The organism is Paenibacillus sp. UMB4589-SE434 (assembly GCF_030226685.1).
GTDB lineage: Bacteria > Bacillota > Bacilli > Paenibacillales > Paenibacillaceae > Paenibacillus_B.
The window spans coordinates 197714-222048 of record NZ_JASOYK010000008.1; the positions used below are offsets into that span (position 1 = coordinate 197714).

The following is a 24335-nucleotide window of genomic DNA, read 5'->3' on the forward strand; positions in this document are numbered from 1 at the left end:
TGCTTCGTATGAACAGCAAGCATATAAAATGGATCATTCCCGCTTTGGATGATTATACCACGAATTTGAAACGATCATAAAAAAGACTGCACCCTCAGCAGACACTAATCTACTTCAGATGCAGCCATCTCTATCGTACTGTATCTAGCGCCTGCCGCCGTACCTTCACACTTCTGATCGAGCACGCCTGCTCATGAAGCTCTTGCGACTTGTTGAGGCACACAGATCAACACGATGATTAGCGCCAAGAACGCAATTAACACATTGGCAAATATGCCCCAGAACCCAGCTTGCGTGTATGCTGATGGATCGGCCAACAATATAGCGGAGTAGATAGCACCCGACACTGCTGTTCCGAAGCTGCCCCCTAAGGAACTGGCCATCTTATACAAGCCTGATGCCACACCTACCTTATCTTTTGGTGCACCGGATACGGCCGTATCTGTGGATGGAGTGGCTGAAACACCAAGCCCCAAGCCCATAATAGCAAACCCAACCACCGTCAGCACAAGATAAAGTACATCCGGTAAAAAGGTTAACATCGGCAGCGCAATGCCTATCGTCGTTAGGAAGCAGCCTAACGCCATCGGTGGTCGCGGTCCTTTTTTCTTAAGAATAAGCTCACCTACACGAATCATGATCAACGTTGTGACCAAGTACCCCATTGTAAGCAGACCCGCATGAAAAGATGAGATCCCTTTTGACTCCTGCACAAAGGACGACATGACAAAAATAGCACCCACTGCACAAAAATTTAACATAAAATTGGATATTGCCGCACCGTTATAGGCTGAATTTTTAAAAAGGCTCAAATCAATAAGCGGCTGACTGACTCTTTTTTCAACCAATAAAAATAGGATGAAGAGAATAACAAATCCCGCTGCCATTCCTAACGTTAACAGGCTTGTCCAACCCCATTCCGCACCTCTTGTAATAAACAAATTTAACATCAGCAGGCCTGCTATAAAGATGACAAGCCCGACATAATCCACCCGCTGCTTCCCATTACTAACCGCCACCTTGCTCTCAGGTGTGCCTTGAATGAGGAATATGGCTGCGATCGCCACTGGGATGCTCAACCAGAAAATCCACTGCCAGCCTAACAGAGAAGCAACAGCACCTCCGAAAAAGCTGGCAATTCCACCGCCGCCCCATGAGGAAATTGACCAAAAGCTAAGTGCGCGCTGGCGCTCAGCCCCTTCATAGTACTCGTTGATAAGTGCCAACGACGAAGGCATGATAAAAGCTGCCGACAGTCCTTGCAGCACACGACCGAACATAAGCAGCGACGAAGTATCTGTTGTAGTCAACGCACAACACACACATCCAACAATGCTCAGTATGATACCGATTTTTGTCATTTTTACGCGTCCGATCTTATCGGCTATTCCTCCAGCTACAACGATGGATACACCTGCAATTAAGGCCGCCATGCTTACCGCCATATTTAATGTCGCCATCGGCAGTGCTAACGTCTGATTCATTACCGGAGTCACGACCATCATGGACATTGTAAAGAGCCAGAATGTTGATACCGCTAAGCAAATACCTAATATTAGTCGATTGTCTCCTTTATACGTATACATCCTCTTGAAGTCACTTCCTCTCCAGACAATCCTGTAAAATTATGCGCAAATTCCACGCTCTCATATTTATTTGCCAGTTTACGCGTTTGCCAGCTATGCGTCTGTACAAAAGCTTACACAACTCAGCCCGCCTCCACGTGCTGAACCTACACCATTCTCACACCTTATCTACAATCTTGCCCTTCCGCTATCAAAAAGTATTCGGTATCAGTTCAACATCATTAATATGGCGAAATACGTGGTTAATCAGCCTGCACTGAATACATCATGCTACAACTATACAAAAATCCCTTACCCATCCTCCATGAACATGAGGACCTTTGGTAAGGGATCTTATGCGTGCATGTTATCTATTGGCTTATCGGCCGCTCTTCAACTCGGTCCAGAGACGGTCGTATAATTGAATCTTGTCACCTACGTCAAGCAGCCATTCCGTGCGGCTTAATTCATCTTCAGACAAGTTAATCATCTTGTTATCGTTATACTCTTTACTGTGAAATGATTTAGCAGCCGTATTTGGATCGCTGTAACCGATCGATTCATAGTTCTTTGCGCTGTTCTCAGGGTCCAGCATAAAGTTAATAAATTTCTCAGCCAGCGCCTTGTTCTTCGCATCTTTAGGAATGGCGTAGTTATCAGACCAAATCGTACCACCTTCTTTAGGTACAACGTACTCCACGTCAGGATTTTCAGCTTTGACATAAGCTGCATCCCCAGACCATAATGCACCGATCCAACCTTCTTCTTGCATCATTTTCTGTTTGATACTGTCCGTGTCAAATGCAAGCACATTAGGTACAAGCTTACGCAAGTCGTCTACAGCCGCTTTAATATCCGCTTCACTGGTTGTGCTGTTGGATTTGCCAGCTTTCTTTAAAGCCATCCCAATTACTTCACGGTTATCTTCAAGCAATAGGACCTTGCCTTTATATTTCTCACTCCACAAGTCTGCCCAGCTTGTAATTGGCTCTTTGACATACTTCGTGTTGTAAGCAATGCCGGTAACTCCCGACGTATAAATAATAGAATGCTTATTGCCTGGATCAAACTCAGGGTTCTTGAAACGGTCCGCTACGTTTTTGAAATTCGGTATATTTTTCAGATCCAACTCCGCCAATAAGTCTTGCTTAATCATACTTGCAATCATATAGTCGGATGGCTGAATCAAATCATATTCCGAACCGCCAGCTTTAATCTTGGCCAGCAACTCCTCGTTGTTGGCAAATATGGCATAGTTCACTTTTACATTGTTCTCATCTTCAAACTTCTTGATGACATCCATGTCAAAGTTATCCGCCCAGCTATATAAGTTAAGCGTCTCCTGTGACTTAGAAGAACAACCTGCAAGTGCTGTTACTGCCAACAAACCGGCCAATACGACCGCGTACCATTTCATTTTTTTCAATTTCCTACCCCTCTCTGATCCTTCTTCAATAAAATATTAGAATGGCAGCAGCGAGCCGCCCTTTTCCTTGTCTGACTTACCACGTCCGAGCAGCCACTGTGCCAAGATAATAAGCATAACGCTGACCACGATCATAATGGTACAAAGTGCATTAATTTCTGGCGAGATGCCACGTTTGACAGACCCGTAAATGTAGATAGGCAACGTTGTCGAGCTCGGACCCGATACAAAGAAACTAATCATAAAGTCGTCTATCGATAACGTAAACGCAATCAAGGCACCTGCAATTACGCCCGGCCAGATCGATGGCAGCGTGACAAAGCGGAAGGTTTGCCACGGATTCGCTCCCAGATCGTTAGCCGCTTCTTCCAACTGCTTGCCCATGTTGGCAAGCCTAGACGATACGATAACGTAAACATACGAGATACTAAACGTAATATGTGCAATAATTACCGTCATTTTGCCCAAGTCAATCTTCAACTGACTGAACAAAATAAGTAAGGACAAGCCCATAATAATGTCTGGCACTACGATTGGCATATACAGCAGCCCAATCACACCCTGCTTGCCTCGATTCTGCATCTTGCGAATCGCAAGTGCAGCCATTGTTCCTAGCACGGTAGAAATAATCGTAGAAGTAAAGGCAATCGTTAAGCTGTTGCTGAGCGCCTCCATAACCGTACGATTATCAAATAAGGAGCTATACCATCTCCATGTAAACCCGCTCCAACTGGTACTCATTCGTGAATCGTTAAACGAGAACACGATAATAAGCAGTACCGGGATATAAATAAACGCCATCAACAAAAAGGAGTGTATAGAAAGCCATGGATGTCGCTTGCTTGCTTGTACTGTCTTCATGCTTTCGCCTCCTTAGATGAATCGTAATTCGAGCGAAGTGCACGGTTGAACAATCCGATAATCACAAGCGAGCTGATAACAAAAATAACTGACAATGCAGAACCGAACGGCCAATCCCTTGCTCCCAGAAACTGATTCTGGATGATGTTGCTAATCATCTGTGACTTGGCCCCACCCAATATATCTGCAACTACAAACATCCCCGTCGTTGTCACAAATACAAGCACGCTTCCCGTCATCATGCCTGATTTGGTCTGCGGCAGCGTAATGTGCCAGAATGAACGCCAACGAGAAGCACCAAGATCGCTGGAAGCCTCAAGCAGTCGCTTATCCATCTGCTCTAACGATACATAGATCGGCAGCACCATATACGGGATGAACGTATATACCATTCCTAGCAATACAGCTCCCTGCGTATACAGCATTTGAAGCGGCTCTGAGATTAGCCCGATATCCATCAACAGTGAATTCACTACACCTTGCGTCCGCAGTAAAATAATCCAAGCATAGGTCCGAATTAAGAAATTAATCCAGAATGGGACGGTAATCCCGATTAACCAGAACTTCTGCGCTTTCGGTCCCAACGTCGTCATATAATAAGCGAGCGGATAGCTCAACAAAAGACAGAACACGGTAGTCAATACAGATAGCCAGATCGTATCCCAATAAATGCCCAAGTATAACGGCTCAAAAAAACGCGCATAATTGTCCAAGCTAAACGCCCACACGATGTTACCCAAGTTATCTCGCTGCATAAAGGATACAAATATAACCGCAAGCATCGGGATAACCATAAAGAATGACAGCCACAAGACGACAGGTGTCAAGACACCGAAGAAACGTTTATTCATCGTCCGACCGTCACCTCATCCTGCAAGTTCCAATGAACACCAACCTTTTGCCCGATACTCCAGTCCCTCTGGTCTGTAAAGTCCAGCACACTGGTAACTGACGTCGGCTCATCTTCAAGATGAATGATCAGCTTATGCACATTCCCGAGATAAACGATATCCTGTATAATTCCGGTTTTGCGTGTGTCTGCCAGCTCTGGTGTTACTCGAACCTTCTCAGGACGTACCGTAAACAATCGCTCATCATGGAAAATGTTATTTTCGCCGATAAACGTCGCTGCAAACAACGTCTCCGGGCGTTCGTACACATCCCGCGGAGATCCAATTTGTTCGACTTTACCCGTGTTCATAATGACAATCCGATCAGACATCATCATAGCTTCTTCCTGATCATGAGTAACATATACAAATGTAATGCCTAGGCTGCGTTGAAGCTGCTTCAGCTCAGCCTGCAAGTTCTTGCGAAGCTGCAGATCCAATGCACCAAGCGGCTCGTCCAGCAGCAGTACCTTAGGTTTATTTGCAATCGCCCTTGCGATTGCGACACGCTGCTGTTGTCCGCCTGACAATTGATGCGGATAACGCTTGGCGAGTGCCGTGAGCTGCGTCAGTCGGATCGCTTCATCAATGCGTTCCCGCTGCTCCTTGACCGGTATTTTTTTCATTTTTAAGCCGAATTGAATGTTCTGCTCCACCGTCATATGGGGGAACAAAGCATAGTGTTGGAATACAAGATTCAAATTCCGCTTGTTTGGCGGCAATTGTGTAACATCTTCGCCATCAAGACGAATGATTCCGGTCGTCGGTTGTTCAAATCCTGCGATCATACGCAGTATGGTAGTCTTTCCGCAACCACTCGGTCCGAGCAGTGTTAGAAACTCCCCCTCATCGATTGTCAGAGACAAGGGATGCACTACGGGTTGTCCAGCGAAATGCTTTTCTACATTCTCCAGACGAATCATAAGCATCAACCCCTTCCCGTTATCCGTGGACAACGTCATTATAATGAGATAAACCTCTATCGAGGTCCGTTAATCAACGAGAGCGACCGCGTATAGAGGCATATTATTGACGACTAGCGGAGTGATATGAGAGAACCTCCGATATTGTCATTAAAAAAAGCCATATCCATTGGTATGGCCTGATCATTCGTAGATTAATTTTGCATATTCAATATACATTGTTTTGCGAGGCGATACAACTAGTTTTGCGTAATTTCGACAGATACATACCTGCTAATTCACGGAATCAACGCATTTGTTCCATGTAAAGGATCACTATCCACTATTTTAACGCAATTATCAGCAAAATTAAAGGTCCCCGAATTTGACATCCGGGAACCTCTTATGTCACTTCCATATTCAGTATTCAATACGAGTGTTTTATTTTAAAGCATATACGACTTGTACTGTCGATTGCAGCTTCACTTGCCCACCTTGCGGCGCCGATGATGGTGCAGAATCCATCTTCATCATCTCTGCCTGATAGCGAATTGGTGAATAATCGTAACCTGACTCCGTAATATTTACGACAACATCAAGCGTCCGACCTGAAGCTTTGGCAAGCGCTTCGGCTTTCTTCTTCGCATGTGCTACAGCTTTCTCCAACACCGTTGTTTCAACACTATCTTTGTTCTCCACGTCAAAGCTAATTTGATTGATTCGGTTAGCACCAGCCTTAGAAGCAGCGTCCACCATCTTTCCAAGCTTTGTCAGATCGCGGTAATTAACTAATACGTTATGTGTAGCTTGATAGCTCACGATCTTAGGTTCTTCGTTGTCTTTATATTGATATTGCGGCTGAACAGAAAATTCAACTGTCTTTAGATCTTTAGCCTGCACACCGTACGACTCCAAAGCCTTCTTCACCTTGTCAAATGCAGTTGCATTCAGTTCTTGCGCCGCGCTAGCTTCTACCGCTTTCGTCACAACACCTAAGTTTACGTAAGCAATATCAGGCTCCACCTCCAGCTTGCCAACACCAGTTACCGAAATCAGATCACGCTGTTGTTCACTCGCTGCATAAGCGATAGATGATTGTGTCACATTACCAACTCCTAACACTCCAAATACTAAAGCGCCACTAACTACCATCGCCACTCCCGTACGTTTTAACCAATTATGCATCATCCATACCTCCGTTTAAGTTATAGTTTGGTTATTATCTTCTCTTCTAAACGGTAGCTGGACAATTATTGTTGCAGGTAGGGATAACTTTTTTATTTTTAGTTCAGAAGCCATTTGTATTGCGTCAAGATAATACCTATCACTAACACTATCTTGATCACAGCAAAAGAATTGTTTGTTAATTCTGCAATTGTGGCTGTTCTTCTTTCAACCTCTGTTAATAGGATATGCTTCCTAAAATAATTACGGGGAATAATGCTTATATTTAATTCAAAAAAATACAATCATATATTGTTATATTGATCTATTTTTTTCATTTCAGATGGCTTAAGGGGCATTGCTGACGCGATCAAGCTTCAAATGGTTAAAAGAACCTTACTATACTTATACTGATGCTATGGGGGTTGCTCATCATACCAGCTTGACACCTGTGCAAAATAGTGAGTATCTTAAAGTTAGCACTGATAAGTATACCTCAATAAATCCAATAGCTTCTCTATATCTGCAAGTGTCTCAAAAGATGAAGCTATTCAAACTGGAGTTGATGTAATGTGACAATACTGATAATTATTCTTTTATTAATAATTATAGGATTGTTATTGAATATTAACTATAAGATTCCACCCCGTGATCTTGCAAAAGAAGCTTTAGAACGGGATAAGGATAACCGCAAATAATTATCGGGTAAACAAGATCAGATGAAATCGTTGTAAGCTTCAATATGAATCCCTACTCAATTTTAATTTTAATTGTTGCTTCTAAACGCTTTCTTTTAACTTCGTTGTTCTCTATATGTTTCTGTATTTCATTAGAGACACTATACTCAGCAAAAGCGCCAATCGTATAATCACCAGCTGGCAGGCGCAAAGGTCTGGCAACCTCCTGATGGAATAATTGTTCTCCATTTGGCTTGTCAAAATATCCATATTTATCCCCTATATAATGGTGAGCCAGCATACCTCGCCAGACTGAAATCATTTGATCGTCAAAATGCAAGGTACTTGTATGGAGCGATGCGGCTCTAGTTTCCGAAACAAACAAGCCATCCTCATCTATAAGAAAATAACTAACTAAAGGATTTCCATGCTTTATTGTGATACTTGCTGTGCTTTTTACATCCAATGATGACCAAATGTCAAGATTCTCTCCCCCCTTGTAGTTTGTTTTACTACTATTGATTCGTAATTTAAAGAAATCATCTTCCTTTTGAGCGTATGCCTTAGAAACAGATGTAGGCTTGAACGTATCATAAGGATCGATATAAATATTTTTAGTTTTTGCATCATATCTCGTGAAGCCGATACCTGATTTTTCAAGCGAGCGCACAGGTATATACGTAACCTCTTCTTTTTGCAGAAATGGCATACTTGGATTTTGTTCAAGTTCTTTTCCCATCCAAAATACTTTGCCTGAATATAGCTTGAGTTGCCATGCATTTGATGCATTAACAGTTGTACCCGTTAGCAGCAATACAAATGCTAACAGCGCAATTCGATATCCCTTTTGATTCATTCACCTAACCCCCTTTACTTGATTACGTCATTTACCAAAAAATGTAGCGATTTTAATGCCACTTTGATAAATAAAAACAAAAAAAGAGCACCGAAAAGTTCTCAGAACTGATCGGCACTCTTTCTAATTGTAAAGGGTCTTTAATTTTAATTATTGAAACTGCAACCAATCTACATCTACTATTCCTGTATCACGCACAGTCCAACTACGATAGTTAGGGTTCTTGAACGTAATATGCACTTGCTGCTGGCCACTTACTGCCGCAGACAGATCAACCGTATAATTTTTGTAGAACGGCGCCAATTGGCGTGTACTTACAGGCAAAGCCACATCTGCTACTAGTTGGCCCGTTGCGCCGCCTAGGCGGACTTCCATCCGGGTGTCCTTCGCTAACACAGCTGCACGGACTGTTAATTTCGTAGCGCCTTTGTCACCGAAGTCAACGTCCTTAAATGACATCCAATCCGCAAAGTTTAAGTCGCGAACATTCACATAACCGCTCTTTTTAAAGAGCCCGTTAGAATCATTGTACTTCTCAGCTTCTAGCACAACACCGCCCTGCGCCTTAACAGACTCTACGACTTTGACCGTAATATTACGCTTAATTCCCGGCTGGCCATTAACTGCCCCCGTCTGAGCGGTCAAGATCGCATCACCCGCGCCAACGGCAGTAACCTTGCCGCGAGCATCCACTTTAGCTACTGCTTCATTGCTTGATGTCCACGTTACATTCACATTAGCCGCTGTCGAAGGCATGACACGGATATTAATGGTATCCGTCCAGCCTGTCTCCATATTCAGCTTGTCGCCAGTCAAATGCATAGCTTCAATGGAAGTAGCAGCAATCGGACCCTGCGTGAAGTTAACACGCTCTCCACTTCCCCACTTCCAGCTAATAGTTTGTGGTGCACTTGCTGTACCATCCTTGCCAACAGCAGACAACTCCAACTTCACATCGGTCTCGTTGCTGCGAGGCAATGATTTCAAGTAGTACACTTCGTCATAGATACGGCCAATCGATTCCCGTTTGCCGTTCACAACACGCATAAGATCGTAATACCATACATCCTGCTGCTTATCGTTAAAGGCCCATTTCACATACATCGCCGCTTGCTGATCATCAAACATCGCTTTTTCAACCTGGAATCCTGTTGGGGCCGCCGGAGCTTGCGCGGTCTTCTTGTTCGTCAGCTTTAACTCGCCAATATTAGCCTTAAACAATGCATCTTCGTTTGATTGTGACGATACACGAAGGCTGATTGCCGCAATTGTTCTGCCCTCGAACGACTTCAGATCTGCTGTTGCAGTGCTCCATTGCTCGCTTAACCCACCGTTCAGGTTCACTGCCACTGGATGTTTCGGATCATCTTTAAAGGATAACAGCGCTTGAATAGCAGCACCTTGCTGCACATTGCCGTTCGCTTTATACGTCACAGACAACTGAACGTCTTTGGTGACAGGCAGATCCGTCTTGTATAAATGAATGTCGGTAGCATTATTTTTATTTAACGTACCTTCAATTTTAAGTGAAGATCCTCCGTTCCATGCGGTCGTGTAATCATAACCTGCAGCAAGTGCCTTACCAGCAGATTTCGTCCACCACTGCCAAGTTGGCAGTATATCCTGCGCAGCCATGTTGTTCCACTCGGCATCACTCGACTTCTGACCGTTCATAAAGAAATCAAGACCATGACCGTTATTAAATCGTGTCACAAAAGGATACGATCCCACAACGGACCGTTCCGATATGTAGTGCGCAATGCCTGGCCAGCTCTCGTATTCCGTACCTACTGCTCTGCCGCTCTCTGCTGGATTGCCAAGAGGCCCAGACCAGTACGCCTGCTCCCGCTGTTCTACATAAGACTGTGTATTCAGGTCAAATGGATTCGGGCCTTTGTTCCACACCATATCCGTTCCAAACAACGCAACACTTGTGCGCGCACTACGCGCTGCGTCATTACGGAAGATCGCCTCTAGCTCCAGTCCGCGGTCAAAACGGAACTTGTCGTTCTCAATGCCGGCAAATACCGACGCATAAGGGTCAATGCCCAGCTTGCGGGCATGATCAGCGCTGCTTTCCAGACCTTCCGGCGTGTAAGCATAGTTCATAAAGATGCTGTCATTGGCGCGCTTGCCATCGCGTTCATCCTTTAGCCACGGCGAATTCTTCTCGTTAAATCCATTAACATAAGAAATTTTGCCGTCAATCGTCAAGCTGTCGTACCAGCTTAAGTACATGCCCTGTGCGCGCATATATTTAAGCATCTCCATCAGTAAATCCGCATGGGCCTTGCTAATGGTTGCCTCTTGGTTAATAAAATAACCGTCAAAGCCAAAATACTTCGCCATCTCGATCATCTTGTCGGCGACAGGGAACTTGCCGTCCGGCGTCTTCTCCACTAGCTCGGCAAAATTAATATTACGGGGCCAGAACCAGCCGCCGAGGCTAATGACACCGTTACGGTGAGCTGCATCCGTATAGGCCGGGTTCGGGATGTTAACGACGCCGTAGTCTCGTCTGCCTTCCTCAGTAGGTGATCCTGCTATCGGAAGACCATGCCAGGAAGCATATATATCCTGGTACTGCCAATTCTTTAATACGTTGCGGCTGAAGCTGTCATTATAGCGATAGCCTTCGAACCATTCTTCTTTATCATAATCAGCGGACAAATTCATCACTTGCGCTGTAGTCGTCAATTCCGGATGTGCCTGAGTGGGCTGGAATGGCTGAATCCGTTGAGCCAACGGAACACGGGAGCGCATATATTTTGCATATGGATCACTTTCCGGTGTCCACTCCTTCATCTGCTTAGCATTGTAGCCATGCAAAAAAGGCTGCTGCGGCCCGCGCGGCGTCTCCTGCGCTGAAGCAGGATTTGGCCAGATCATCATGGTGGCTAATAGTGCGGTTATTGTACACAAAGATACCGCTTTGGATGCTTTACGAACGAGGGATTTTTTCTGTAACGTGTGTGTGGTCATGTTAACACCTCTCTAGTGGGGTTCGTATAATGATAATCGTGAATTTGGAAAAATTTAATGCTAGACGCGTCTATACCTTTAACGTAACTCCATTATGATCAACATCATAGTGTACTAATTAAAGAAATGGTGTATAAAACACATAAATGTAACCGCATACATTTTAGAAATGTTCATGCATCCCTCCTTAAGACTCATACATTACACTAGCAAGGTTCATACGATTTGAATGCCATTAGGCCTATTGAACGTGACTTTCGACACTTTTTTTATTTCTCTTTTTAAATGGTCTCCCTACTTGTTGGGCAGATTACCAAAGAAGCAACCTGTCCATTTGACACACTGATTTACAGTATGTATTCAGCACTGGAATGAACAGATTATCAAACGAAACGCAACGATCCGACTCCACAAGCAGAAGGCTCATCTGCCCGCCATTCTTGGAAATTACTTTTGCACAATTTTCGCTGTTCGCCTTCTCACTGTCACTTCCATTCGTTATGATGAAGTACAAAGGCATCCTGTTGAGTCGAGGTTAACTACAGCTCGATTTACAGTTGTGGGATGAATGATGATGCTGGCTGGAATCGTGGGAACCATGATAACAGCTAGCTGTTAAATAGCAGCATGAGGAGACGATATGAAAAATAAATTTGCACGATTCCTGCTAGGGACTGCCATTGCCATAGCACTCACGTTACTTTTAAATTCAACGGTAGGCTCACTCTACACCGTACTAAAATGGAGCGTATACGGGATAATGGCCACAATTGTTGTTGTTGTTCTCATGGAGAATCGTTCTCCCCAGACAACGCTGTCTTGGTTGTTTGTTTTATTCTCGTACCCCACTTTAGGCATTATCCTGTACCTGCTGTTCGGGCGTAATAGCCGGAAGCGCAAGCATGTTCAGACCTATATCAACATCGCCAAGCAGGCTAGACTGGATGCTGGAGTGGACACTGAAGTGAAGAAGGCCGCATCTCTGATACATATGGATCATATAGGAACGCAGACTCCTGAGAAACCGGAACTCGTTTCGCATTCGGAAGTTGTAGCTGATCGGATACGTCTAATTGGCGGCGATAACTGTGTAGGAGGCAGCTCGGCTGACTTGCTGACGAACGGGGATGAGACATTTAATGCGATTCGAACAGCCATCGCTGAAGCTGCTCATCACATCCATGTTCAATATTATATTTATCGTTCCGATCGTCTCGGAACAGAACTACGCGATTTGCTTATAGAGAAGGCAAAACAAGGCGTTCAAGTTCGCTTTATGTATGACGGACTTGGCAGTCACGCCTTAAGAGACAGATTTTTAGTACCAATGAAGGAAGCCGGTATTAAAGTAGCGGCATTTGATCCGATATTTGCGTATTCGCTGACCCAGTCGGCCAATTATCGGAATCACCGCAAAATCGTCGTTGTGGACGGACAGGTTGCCTTTACGGGTGGTCTTAACGTTGGGGATGAATATATGGGGCAGTCCAAAATGGGCTTCTGGAGAGACAGCCACCTTCGTATCGAAGGCTATGCTGTGCATGATCTCCATCGCATATTTCTTCAGGACTGGATCTATGCTGCAAGTCGGACCTACAAGGAAACGTGGAAGCAGTTTATGCACAATGAAGATTACTTCCCCAATCACCTTGCAGATTACAAGGGAAGCAAAGGAGGCATTCAGATCATTCCTGGTGGGCCTAATTATAAAGACGCCAAAATGCGTGACGTCTTTCTGTCCTTAATGGCTGGTGCCAAAGAGTCGATCTGGATCACGACGCCTTACTTCGTACCCGATCAGGAAACACTAACATTCCTGCAATTAGCAGCTTCCTCGGGCATTGATGTCCGCATCTTGTACCCAGGCAAGAGCGACAGCCTGCTCAGCGACCAGGCATCCCAGTCTTACTTCGCTGTGCTGTTGGCGCATGGTGTGCAGATCTATCGATACAAAGAGAACTTTACGCATGCAAAAATGATGCTTATAGACGGCAAAATTTCCTCCGTTGGCACTGCGAACATGGATATACGCAGCTTCCGTCTGAACTATGAAGTAACCGCGATCCTATACGACATGCCTGTCATAGACGATATTCTTTACAGCTTCTACGAAGACTTCAAATGCTCAACCCCGATTAATCCGCGTGAATTCGTCCATCGCAAAGTAAGTAAACGAATCGTCGAGTCGCTCACACGATTATTATCACCATTGCTCTAGACCCAACGCCCCTATATAGAAAAAAGGAACCGGAGAACGGTTCCTTTTTACATCATGCAGTGCTATGTAGCGCGGTAATAAACCGCGTCTTAGTTCTCTAACTCTTCTTTGCTGACAAGCGTCACTAAAGCGCTTACAGCCTGTTCTGCGTCTGCGCCTTCAGCCGTAATGCTAATTGTAGTTCCAGAGCTGATTGCGAGACTCATGATTCCCATGATGCTCTTCGCGTTTACTTTCTTATCTTCCTTCTCCACGAAGATATCCGAGGAATATTTATTTGCCTCTTGAACGAACAGCGCTGCTGGACGTGCATGCAGTCCTGTCTTCAAACGTACGACAACTGGTTGTTGAGCCATGCGAATCATACCCCCTATATTTAATCCTTGTTTCATTAGTTGTGCTTACATCCATTTTACGTGAGTGCAGTGCAATTTACGATATGAGAATAACAAATTCATCTGCTTATGAATGAAAAAATAAGATCTAACCATCCTAACCGAAATTACACAAGACCCAACTGTCTTCCTACTTCCGGCCTAATCTACAACGAACGACTTCGATCCAGCTTTTTCTCATCATATTATAGCATTATAACCGATATTAAACTAGCAAAAAAGTACTAGCTGTTACGAATTCGTTCCGCCATCTCATCCAATTTGCGCAAGCGATGGTTAACACCAGACTTGCTCACTTTACCCTTTAAGAGCTCGCCAACTTCTTTCAGATTGATATCTGGATGTGCCAGTCTGACCTCGGCAACCTCCTTTAATTTGTCAGGAAGTGTATCCAGACCTATCTCCTTCTGAATGAGCCTAATGTTATCGATCTGGCGAACAGCAGCACCAATCGTTTTATTTAAGTTAGCCGTCTCACAGTTCACGATTCGGTTGACCGAATTCCGCATATCACGCATAATTCGTACGTCTTCGAACTTAAATAATGCCTGATGGGCTCCGATAATATTGAGAAACTCAATAATTTTCTCGCCCTCTTTAATGTAGAACACAAAGCCTTTTTTGCGTTCAATACAGCGCGCGTTTAAGGCAAATTCATTGGCAAGATCCGCTAACGCCTTGCAATGCTCCTCATACATCGAGGAAATCTCCAAATGATAAGAGGACCCCTCAGGGTTGTTCACTGAACCACCCGCCATAAAAGCACCACGCAAATAAGCCCGCTTACAGCAATTGTTTGCTACTGAGCCTTTATCTATTCCTTCAGTGAACAAAAAGCCCTCAGATACGATGTGAAGCTCCGAGAGCATCTCCTGTACCTGAGTTGGAATCCGTACAATATATACATTATTCTTCTTTAGGCGCATCTTCTTACGTACAAGCAGTTCCGTATGCACCTGAAAATGCTTCTTGACGAGTGTATAAATACGACGGGCGATAGCCGCGTTCTCCGTCGAGATATCCAATATGACTTTGCGATTAGAGGAGATCTGAACCGAACCGTTCATACGCATAAGCGCAGACAATTCTGCCTTTTCACAGCACGTATCCGATTCAATCAGCGTTAATTCCTTCTTGGTCTGTGCCGCAAAAGACATGGGTCATTCACCTCTTTCGTAACATCCAATCTTCAACTAATTGATAAATATGATAGCTTAATTTGTCCGCATCGTGTCTTAAATAGGTACGGAACAACACCAATGAATCCGCAATGACCTTGTAACCGTGTCGTGTTACTTCGTCCAAATCAAGTTGGACCGCTTTGGCCCCCATCTCAGCGTACTTATCCTGTACTTGTGGAGGGATCTCACCATCATTGACGATGACATAATCAAATAACTGATGTCCAACGTGCTCTTGAACAGCCTGAAGGTGATCACCCACTGTATAATCGTCTGTTTCTCCTGGCTGGGTCATTACATTACATACGAAAAGCTTCACCGCATTCGACTCTACAACTGCCTTGGCTAAATCAGGCACAAGCAGATTGGGGATAATACTAGTATATAAGCTGCCTGGTCCGATCAGAATCGCATCAGCCTCACGGAGTGCTTCCACCGCTTCTGGCAAGGCCTCTACATCTTCAGGCTCCAGGAACACGCGCTTAATGCGTTGACCGTACTTCGGAATGTTGGACTCACCCTCTACAATCGTGCCGTCCACCATCTCCGCCTTCAGCACTACCGCCTGCTCAGCGGCAGGGAGCACTTTGCCTCGTACGGCAAGTACTCGACTTAATTCTCGGACACCTGCCACGAAGTCACCTGTAATATCGGTCATCGCTGCCAAAATTAGATTACCTAGACTATGGCCAGCAAGCCCGGTGCCCGCGTTAAAACGATACTTCAACATCTCGGACAGAGAAGGTTCTACATCTGCCAAAGCTGTCAGTACACTGCGGATGTCTCCTGGCGGCGGCATATTCAGCTCACTGCGTAGAATACCTGAGCTACCGCCATCATCTGCAACCGTCACAATAGCCGTAATATCAAGCGGTTTCTCTTTTAGCCCGCGCAGCATGACAGACAGCCCGGTGCCGCCTCCCATAACTACGATACGCGGACGCTCCCGCTCTTTTAACTTATGCCCCATAGCGACCTCCCGCTAGTGTCGATCTCTCTCCGCATCGCGGTGACTGACACGCACATTTTCCGTATCGCTTGCGCCAATCATACGACCTATATACTCAGCTACTGCCACTGATCGATGCTTGCCGCCCGTACATCCGATACCAATGACAACCTGACTCTTGCCTTCCTTATAATACTGAGGAAGGAGAAAGTTCAGCATATCAAGCAGCTTGGTCAGAAATTGTTGTGTCTCCGGCCACTTCATCACATAATCGTACACATCTGCATCCTGCCCCGTCCGCGGACGAAGTTGTTCCACATAATGTGGGTTCGGCAAAAAGCGTACATCAAAGATTAAATCTGCATCAATTGGCACACCATATTTAAAACCAAAGGAAGTGACGTTGACTGACATCAGATGCTGATTGGCATGCATAAACCGGGAAATAATACGTTCCTTTAACTGTGCAGGCTTCAAATTGCTCGTGTCGATCACTTGTGTCGCCCATCCCTTTAAGTCCTCTAGCAGTTTGCGCTCCATTCCGATTCCGTCCAGCGGCATTCCGTCAGGAGCCAAGGGATGGCGGCGTCTGCTTTCCTTATAGCGCTGCACCAGCACGCCATCCGTTGCATCTAAAAACAAGATTTCATAACTAATAGTAAAATGTTCCCGAATATAATTAAGAGACTCGGACAGCGCCGTGAAAAATTCACGGCCGCGCAAGTCAATCACAAGTGCAACTTTAGCGATCTTCCCTTTGGACTGCTCTATCAATTCCGCAAACTTAGGGATAAGAACAGGAGGCAGATTATCTACACAGAAAAACCCAAGGTCCTCCAAGCTCTGTACAGCAATCGTCTTCCCAGCGCCAGACATTCCCGTAATAATAACCAGCTTCGAGACTGCTGCCGTTTCCGTCGATTCCATCATCGATTCGTCCTCTCCTTATACGAGCCGATTACGAACGCAAGAACAAGCCTGCCGCTCCGATCATGCCGGCATCATTGCCAAGTTCCGCCGCAACAATTGATACGCCGCGCGTAACCGGTTCTGGTGTTAATTTCAAGAACGTCTCTCGAATTTGCTCAAATAAAAATTCGCCCGCCTTCGATACGCCGCCTCCGATAATAAAGCGTTCTGGATTAAGCGACACAGCAACTGCTGCCATCGACTTACCCAAATAAAAAGCGGCACGGCTGACGATACGAATAGCCACCTCGTCACCAGACTTAGCTGCATCGATAACATCTTTTGCCGTAATTCCGCTCTCCAGCAAAGAAAGAGATGTACGATCTCCACGTTCTACCGCATCATTCGCCATGCGGATAATACCGGTTGCCGAAGACACCGTCTCCAGGCATCCCATTTTGCCGCAGCCACATTGAATAGCTTCGAGGTCAGGAATGACCGCCATATGTCCAAGTTCCCCTGCTAATCCCGAGAATCCTTGCACAATTCTACCTCCGATAATGATGCCGCCTCCGACACCCGTACCGAGCGTATAACATACACAATGATCTATTCCTTTACCTGCTCCGCTCCAAGCTTCTCCTAGTGCAGCAACGTTGGCGTCATTGTCTATTTTGATTGGCTTGCCTAGTCGTTCTTCTAATATGGAACGAATCGGCACATCCTTAAACCCTACGTTAGGGGCAAGAACGATAACGCCTTCCTTTACATTCGTGAATCCAGCTACACCAGTGCCGACTCCAGCCACCTGACTCCAATCATAAGGAGATTCCTCTACGATATGACGAACGTACTTCTCGATGTTATCGATTACCGTTTCGGGACCTTTGGGCACTTCTGTCGGTCCTTCATAGGTTTGCACCAAATTCCCTGCTGCATCCACTATACCGACTTTAATAGCCGTACCTCCCAAATCGACACCTACGTAGATTTGCTCAGACATGCGTCATCCACCTTTATTCATAATCGTATGGTACTTCAGTACCCACTATACGCGAACCCACTAGTCAGGTCAAGAGAAGTGGTCACTGCCTAAATACAGCGTTTTTGCCTACTCTTTAAGCAGAAACGGAGCCCCAGGGCTCCGTTTCTGACGTGTCTTAAACGTTATTAATATACTGTGAAACTTATATGAATTCGGTAACGCCAACAGGGGCTAGTGCAATTCCATATGAATTTAATTGCCGCTCCAGTCATGTACTGCGCTACCCTCAAGGAATTTCTCCGCATCGAGCGCTGCTTGGCAACCAGAACCTGCTGCCGTAATGGCTTGGCGGTACTTCTGGTCTTGTACATCGCCTGCTGCAAATACACCTGGCACGTTCGTTTCCGTCGTTCCTGGCTTCACTTGAATATAACCGTTATCGGTTAAGGTCACTTGTCCACCAAGGAAGCCTGTGTTAGGCGTATGACCGATAGCTACAAACAGGCCGTCTGTTGTGATGACTTCTTCTTCGCCCGTCTCGTTATTCAACACTTTCAGGCCTGTAACACCCATACCTGTAGATTCTACGTTAATTGGCGTACGATTCAACGCCCACTTGATTTTCTCATTGGACTTCGCACGGTCCTGCATAATCTTGGAAGCCCGCAGCTCGTCGCGACGGTGAACCAATGTCAGCTCAGAAGCAAAGCGTGTTAAGAAGTTAGCTTCTTCAAGGGCCGAATCCCCGCCACCAACAACAACGATCTTCTTATTGCGGAAGAAGAAGCCGTCACATGTTGCGCAAGCACTTACTCCTTTGCCCAAGTTGTCTTGCTCGCCAGGAATGTTCAAGTATCTGGCAGATGCACCCGTTGCAATAATCAGCGTCTCTGTAACCACTTCACCAAGACCATCCACTTGCAGCTTAAATGGACGCTCCGACAAGTCCACGCTTTGCACCATTCCTGTCTTAAATGTGGTGCCAAAACGTTCCGCTTGCTTACGCATGCTATCCATCAATTCAGGACCTGTGATGCCCTCTGGGAAGCCTGGGAAGTTCTCTACGTCCGTTGTAGTTGTCAGTTGGCCGCCTGGTTGTGGTCCTTCAATAACGAGCGGATTCAGATTGGCACGTGCCAAGTAAATAGCTGCTGTATATCCGGCAGGTCCAGTTCCGATGACAACTGATTTATAAACTTTATGTTCCATATATACGCCTCCTTGACGGTTCCTGTAACCGTGATGTATGCACTGCTTCGTCTATTCAATTCTAAGCGTTAAATAACCAAGAATGACCCCTGTTAATCTGCTTTATTGCAATGGCTTGTGACCACTTAATGAATGTATCTTTTTCCAATTATGATGTGCAGGGCACAGCTCTTCAATACGCTTTACATACTTGCTTACGGTAGCGGCCGTTACTCCATAACGATTCGCCACATCCTGGAACGAAACCTTTTTGTCATGAAGCTTGCCTGTCACATATTCAATTGCAGCAGCCCAAGCATCTGGCTTCAACATTCGAGGTGTATCGGGATACATTGCATCAATAAATTGGACCCATAACACTTCAGCATCATGTATGATAAATAATTCGTAATGATCGCCCATCTGATCTCGCAGCATATTAATGACTAATTGCCATTCTGGCTGCCATTCTGGTGGTCCTTGCGACAGATAAGCTGAGCTCACATGAATTGTTTCATCACCGATCAGCACGTCTAGACTTTCCTGCACACCCATTCGTCGCAATACATACAAGCATAACTGCTTCACGTATGTCTCCTGTTCGCGATCGGTCAAGAGCGCTCGCAGTGCGCCCTTTGCCTCATCATCCCCAAGGAGACTCATGGCTTCCAGTGCTTGCAGCTTAATCTCCAGTTCTCCGAAGCGCAGCGCCCAGAACAAGGAAGAACGAACAAGCGGATCAGTCTTCACTTGCTGTTCCCATCCTGCTTCTGTACCACCTTCCGTATCCTCATTCCATGTTGAGGTTGTGTCGGATACTTGAGCAGCGTGCCGGTGTCTCCGACTCGCTTCATCGTAAGGTAGTCGATAATGATAGCTTGGCATGACTTGCCAAGCCTCCCCAGGACGAGCTTGCTGGAGCTGTTCCAGATAATACGTTGCAATTCCAGATTGAGGATCCAATCGTCGACATGAAGCCCACCATCTCGCAGCCTCATCATAACGTTCCACATGACACGCAGCAACTGCCGCATAATGATATACGCTCGGCTCGCGCATACTGCTCTTCGTCACGATACGCTTTAAGTGACGGTATGCTTCTGCGTGTTCACCGAGTATTCCCATCGTAGTCGCCAGCTTAAACGCATGTTCACGATGGAAAGGCTCTGTCTTTGTCAGCATACCTATTAACAGCTGTACTTTATCTTCATGCCCTGCATGGCGTTCGAATATGGCCAAGTTACATAAGGCGTGCAGGTTGCCGCCGTCGCGATCCAGTACCCCTTCAAGTTCGCTGCGTGCTTCATCAAAACGTCCCATATAATAATACGCTAATGCCAAGTTGTTGCGTGCCGCAAGGAACTCCGGGTCGCCTTGCAAAATATGAAGCAGCAACTGCTCAGCCTCTGCAAACCGTCCTTCCTCCAACAGCACACGTGCCATAGAGTGGTCTCGTTCTTGTTCATCCATATCGTTGTCTTCTTCTGACAAAGGGGACTCCCCATTCAAGTCCGTCTGTTCCTGCTCAGTCGTATGTGCTGATGCCGACATCAGGCCCTCTGCTTGGTTCCCTTGAAGTGAATTCCAATTGCCAACCTGCGTTATCGAACTTGGGTCAGCTTGCTTGAGGTCCTCTGTCGGGCTCTCCGCATTGTCTCCGAGATTCATACCCGCTTTGTGCGCAGAGCCGGTACGACCTCGAGGGAATGAATGAGAACTTCTCATTTCAAAACGGAGCATTTCCAGCATCTCTTCTGCTTCTTCCGCATACATTCCATAAGGCTCAAGCGTCAAGTATCGCTCCAGCAGTACCTCTGCGGTGTTAAAGTTGTCCAGATAGGCCCAGTTGTTCGCCATATAGTAGTAGCATTCGGTCATGTCAGGATCCAGTTGTTCGATCACATGCTCCAGAATGCGATTCGATTGTTCGAATTGCCCGGTCTCGGCAAGCGCACCGGCCAAATTACATTGGTGTACGGGGTTTGCGGGCTCACTGTCTGCCGCTCTCCGGAAATATTTTAATGCCTTGTCGTAATGCAACCGCTCCAAAGCCTTCATGGCGCGATCGGCATAGGCTGCAGCATCCACCGGAAATGCAATGATTGCAGATTGAGTATTCAGTATAGGTCCGGCTGATTCAGACTTCTGTTCTGCCATCGCCAAGGCACCTCCTTACACATCTTCGTTATACACATACCCTCAAGTATAACATAATGACGTGCAAATCCCTCAACCCTTTCCACAAAGCGCTGTTAAAGGGACAATGTCCCTCTGCAGCAGACCACTCAGAACACTCGCCTATACACCTTTATACTTAAACAACGTGCTGATAGACCCGCCATTCGTAATAATTCGGGTAGCCTCTGCCAGCATTGGCGCAACGGATAACACTCTGAGGTGCTGCGGACAATCCTCTGGAAGAAGAATGGAGTCAGTTACGACCACTTCTTTGATATGAGCGTGATCCAGCTTGATCAAGGCATCCGCACTGAACAAGGGATGCGTCGCGCAGACGTACACATCCTTCGTTCCACGTTCCTTTAAACTGTCCACCACATTCACAATGGTAGTGCCTGTATCGATCAAATCCTCAATAATGATTGGCGTACACCCTTCAACGTCACCGATAACGTGTGTAATGACAGATTCATTGTGCGCTGGACGCTTCTTAATCATAATGGCAAATGGAGAGTCCAATTGATTGGCCAGCTTCTCCGCCGTTGAGGCCCTTCCAGCGTCTGGGGATACGATAACAGGGTTCACGATTCGCTTTGCACTCAAATACTCGCTAATGAGGTCTAAAGCAGTCAAGTGATCTACCGGGATATTAAAAAAACCTTGAATAGCAGGCGCATGCAAATCAATCGTAATGACACGGCTGGCCCCAGCTGTAGTGAGTACATCCGCTACCATTTTAGCCGAGATTGGCTCTCGTGGCGCGGCTTTGCGTTCTTGGCGGGCGTATCCGTAATATGGAACAATGATATTAACGGTGCGGGCTGAGGCTCGTTTGGCCGCGTCAATCATCACAAGCAGTTCAACAAAATGCTCGTTGATCGGATGTGAGAACGATTGGACGATAAAGACGTCGCAATTGCGAAGCGTCTCCTCGTAATGCACATAAATTTCGCCGCTCTTGAATTTAGACAGTGTGACATGACCGAGAGGCACGCCTAACTCCTGGCAAATCTGAAGAGCCAGTCTTGGATTCGATGAACCCGAGAACATGCGTAATCTACTGCTCTGCATACGTTACGGTTCCCCCTTATCAATGAGACAATCGATAGTGAAGCTTAACGCAATGAAAAATGTTTTCAAATAATAATAATTCTTATATTATTATAACTCGTGCATTCAATTCTAGCAATCCTTCAATCTTGATGAATAGGTGCATGCCACTACGTATCCTTGCAGGCAATTCTCCAGACCTTTTCATCTATTAAATCCCGATTTCGCATAAAAATTAAAGAGTTAAGCAGTCCTCCCATTAGCTACTACAGCAGGACCAGCCCCTAAATAGCATATGCAGAAGTAATGATAGAATGCTGCCTAAGGCACAAATATGACATATAAATCTTATCGCTGGCACTTATAGCAAAAAAAGCAGTACTTCGCTGCTGCGCGCTGCTCTACCCTGCGCAACAGCTTCAAAGCATCCTGCCTCTTTTTGTGCTGTTATTTTATTTTTCCAACCTCTGTATACCTATCGCGACGAGCTGATTGGTGACGACGCTGCAGCTCTCCTAGCACTTGATCAAATGGCAATCCGCTAGCCCGCATCAGTACAAGCATATGGAACAGCAAATCGCCGAGCTCGCCTGTAAGCTCTTGAAGATCATTGTTCTTAGCCGCAATGATAACTTCGGCTGATTCTTCGCCTATTTTTTTTAATATTTTATCTATTCCTTTATCAAATAGATAAGTCGTATACGCATCAGCAGGTCGCTCCCGTTCGCGTTCGGCAATCGTGAACTCAAGCGCAGCCAACACATCAAAGCGCCCTCCATGCTCTGGTTGTTCCCCAGCGATGTTCTCAAAGAAGCACGTCTCGCTCCCTGTATGGCAAGCTGGACCGTTCGGAACCACCTGAACAAGCAGCGTATCCTTGTCACAGTCCGTGGTCATTGCAACGACACGCTGCGTATGCCCTGAGGTCGCTCCTTTATGCCATATCGACTGACGAGAGCGGCTCCAGAATACGGTCTCGCCCAACTCACAAGTGAGCTTCAGTGACTCTCGATTCATATAAGCCATCATCAATACCTTTTGATTAGACGCATCCTGCACTATAGTCGGAATAAGTCCTTGATTATTCCAATTTAATGAATCTGCTATTTGCTGCACCTTTGTATCTGGCCAATTCCCCCATGGAGCAGACTGTGTTGCCCTTTCACTCATCGTATCGCAACTCCTTTCAAACGCAGGTCTTGCTTCACCTCATCTATGGATATTTCTTTGTAATGGAATATCGAAGCTGCGAGCGCTGCATCTGCATTTCCTTCAAAAAACGCTTCTGCGAAATGCTCTACCTTACCCGCTCCACCGGATGCAATGACCGGAATTGACACCGCATCTGTAACCGCACGTGTTAAAGCTACATCAAACCCATCCTTTGTTCCATCAGCATCCATACTTGTAAGCAGGATCTCGCCTGCACCCAAAGCTGCAGCTCGTTCAGCCCACTCCACTGCCTTTATGCCTGTCGATGTACGCCCACCGTGGGTGTATACTTCCCATGTCTGCCAATCTGCATTGTATCTGGCATCAATCGCTACCACGATACACTGGCTTCCAAATCGTCTTGCTCCCTCTACAATCAACTCCGGCTGTCTGACAGCTGCTGTATTGATACCAATCTTGTCAGCCCCTGCTCGAAGCAAATGACGCATATCATCAACATGACTAATTCCTCCGCCCACAGTAAAGGGAATCGAAATATTTCCTGCTGTTTCACGTACAACTTCCACCATTGTAGCTCTTCCTTCAATAGAAGCAGATATATCAAGAAAAACAAGCTCATCTGCGCCTTCACGATCATATAGCGCCGCGAGTTCTACAGGATCACCCGCATCCCGCAATTGAACAAAGTTAACACCCTTTACAACCCGACCGTCCTTGACATCAAGGCAAGGAATAATCCGTTTGGCTAACATAAGTCACTCCCCAATCCTTGCTCGCTGCAAATGA

Annotated in this window: 19 protein-coding genes; 1 reads left to right on the forward strand and 18 read right to left on the reverse strand. The window is 45.9% G+C overall.

The window, feature by feature from the left end; genetic code table 11:
* Nucleotides 1-191: 191 nt before the first annotated feature.
* The 8 genes from QP775_RS22250 to QP775_RS22285 form a co-directional block, all read right to left on the reverse strand.
* Nucleotides 192-1586, reverse strand: a complete 1395-nt coding sequence (locus QP775_RS22250; protein WP_285109012.1) for an MFS transporter — start codon at nt 1584-1586, stop codon at nt 192-194.
* A gap of 358 nt (nt 1587-1944) precedes the next feature.
* Nucleotides 1945-2991 carry an ABC transporter substrate-binding protein gene (locus QP775_RS22255; RefSeq protein WP_275444652.1) on the reverse strand — a complete coding sequence of 349 codons (1047 nt, stop codon included), beginning with the start codon at nt 2989-2991 and terminating at the stop codon, nt 1945-1947.
* A gap of 36 nt (nt 2992-3027) precedes the next feature.
* The gene (locus tag QP775_RS22260) at nt 3028-3852 is read right to left on the reverse strand and encodes an ABC transporter permease (protein WP_239329760.1); all 825 of its coding nucleotides are present in this window, start codon (nt 3850-3852) and stop codon (nt 3028-3030) included.
* On the reverse strand, nt 3849-4703 hold the full coding sequence (locus tag QP775_RS22265) for an ABC transporter permease (protein ID WP_239329762.1): 855 nt from the start codon (nt 4701-4703) through the stop codon (nt 3849-3851). The genes QP775_RS22260 and QP775_RS22265 overlap by 4 nt, the downstream gene beginning before the upstream one ends.
* Entirely contained in the window at nt 4700-5671 is a 972-nt protein-coding gene (locus QP775_RS22270; protein ID WP_285109035.1) for an ABC transporter ATP-binding protein, read from the reverse strand. Before QP775_RS22270 ends, QP775_RS22265 begins: the two co-directional genes overlap by 4 nt.
* A gap of 414 nt (nt 5672-6085) precedes the next feature.
* Nucleotides 6086-6829 (reverse strand): SIMPL domain-containing protein, encoded by a 744-nt coding sequence (locus tag QP775_RS22275; RefSeq protein ID WP_285109013.1) that lies wholly within the window; start codon nt 6827-6829, stop codon nt 6086-6088.
* Nucleotides 6830-7558: 729 nt separating this feature from the next.
* Nucleotides 7559-8341 (reverse strand): hypothetical protein, encoded by a 783-nt coding sequence (locus tag QP775_RS22280; protein WP_285109014.1) that lies wholly within the window; start codon nt 8339-8341, stop codon nt 7559-7561.
* Nucleotides 8342-8491: 150 nt separating this feature from the next.
* A complete protein-coding gene (locus QP775_RS22285) occupies nt 8492-11323 on the reverse strand; it encodes an endo-beta-N-acetylglucosaminidase (RefSeq protein ID WP_285109015.1) in 2832 nt (943 codons plus the stop codon).
* A 640-nt stretch (nt 11324-11963) separates the two neighbouring features.
* Here QP775_RS22285 and cls point away from each other — a divergent pair.
* On the forward strand, nt 11964-13541 hold the full coding sequence (gene cls / locus QP775_RS22290; protein ID WP_285109016.1) for a cardiolipin synthase: 1578 nt from the start codon (nt 11964-11966) through the stop codon (nt 13539-13541).
* 89 nt (nt 13542-13630) lie between these two features.
* Here cls and QP775_RS22295 read toward each other — a convergent pair whose 3' ends face one another.
* The 10 genes from QP775_RS22295 to hisF all read right to left on the reverse strand — a co-directional run bounded on the left by QP775_RS22295 (nt 13631) and on the right by hisF (nt 24301).
* Nucleotides 13631-13897, reverse strand: coding sequence for an HPr family phosphocarrier protein (locus QP775_RS22295; protein ID WP_239329773.1), 267 nt, complete (start codon nt 13895-13897; stop codon nt 13631-13633).
* 263 nt (nt 13898-14160) lie between these two features.
* Nucleotides 14161-15093, reverse strand: a complete 933-nt coding sequence (gene whiA, locus QP775_RS22300; RefSeq protein WP_239329775.1) for a DNA-binding protein WhiA — start codon at nt 15091-15093, stop codon at nt 14161-14163.
* Between the two features lie 7 nt (nt 15094-15100).
* Nucleotides 15101-16087, reverse strand: a complete 987-nt coding sequence (locus QP775_RS22305; RefSeq protein ID WP_239329777.1) for a gluconeogenesis factor YvcK family protein — start codon at nt 16085-16087, stop codon at nt 15101-15103.
* A gap of 12 nt (nt 16088-16099) precedes the next feature.
* On the reverse strand, nt 16100-16996 hold the full coding sequence (gene rapZ / locus QP775_RS22310) for an RNase adapter RapZ (protein ID WP_239329779.1): 897 nt from the start codon (nt 16994-16996) through the stop codon (nt 16100-16102).
* Nucleotides 16997-17024: 28 nt separating this feature from the next.
* On the reverse strand, nt 17025-17978 hold the full coding sequence (locus tag QP775_RS22315; protein WP_239329781.1) for an ROK family glucokinase: 954 nt from the start codon (nt 17976-17978) through the stop codon (nt 17025-17027).
* Nucleotides 17979-18212: 234 nt separating this feature from the next.
* The gene (gene trxB, locus QP775_RS22320) at nt 18213-19169 is read right to left on the reverse strand and encodes a thioredoxin-disulfide reductase (RefSeq protein WP_239329783.1); all 957 of its coding nucleotides are present in this window, start codon (nt 19167-19169) and stop codon (nt 18213-18215) included.
* 102 nt (nt 19170-19271) lie between these two features.
* Nucleotides 19272-21305, reverse strand: coding sequence for a tetratricopeptide repeat protein (locus QP775_RS22325; protein ID WP_285109017.1), 2034 nt, complete (start codon nt 21303-21305; stop codon nt 19272-19274).
* 141 nt (nt 21306-21446) lie between these two features.
* On the reverse strand, nt 21447-22397 hold the full coding sequence (locus tag QP775_RS22330) for a ribose-phosphate diphosphokinase (RefSeq protein ID WP_239329787.1): 951 nt from the start codon (nt 22395-22397) through the stop codon (nt 21447-21449).
* A 426-nt stretch (nt 22398-22823) separates the two neighbouring features.
* The gene (gene hisIE, locus QP775_RS22335) at nt 22824-23546 is read right to left on the reverse strand and encodes a bifunctional phosphoribosyl-AMP cyclohydrolase/phosphoribosyl-ATP diphosphatase HisIE (RefSeq protein WP_285109018.1); all 723 of its coding nucleotides are present in this window, start codon (nt 23544-23546) and stop codon (nt 22824-22826) included.
* Entirely contained in the window at nt 23543-24301 is a 759-nt protein-coding gene (gene hisF, locus QP775_RS22340) for an imidazole glycerol phosphate synthase subunit HisF (protein ID WP_239329791.1), read from the reverse strand. The genes hisIE and hisF overlap by 4 nt, the downstream gene beginning before the upstream one ends.
* Nucleotides 24302-24335 lie beyond the last annotated feature (34 nt).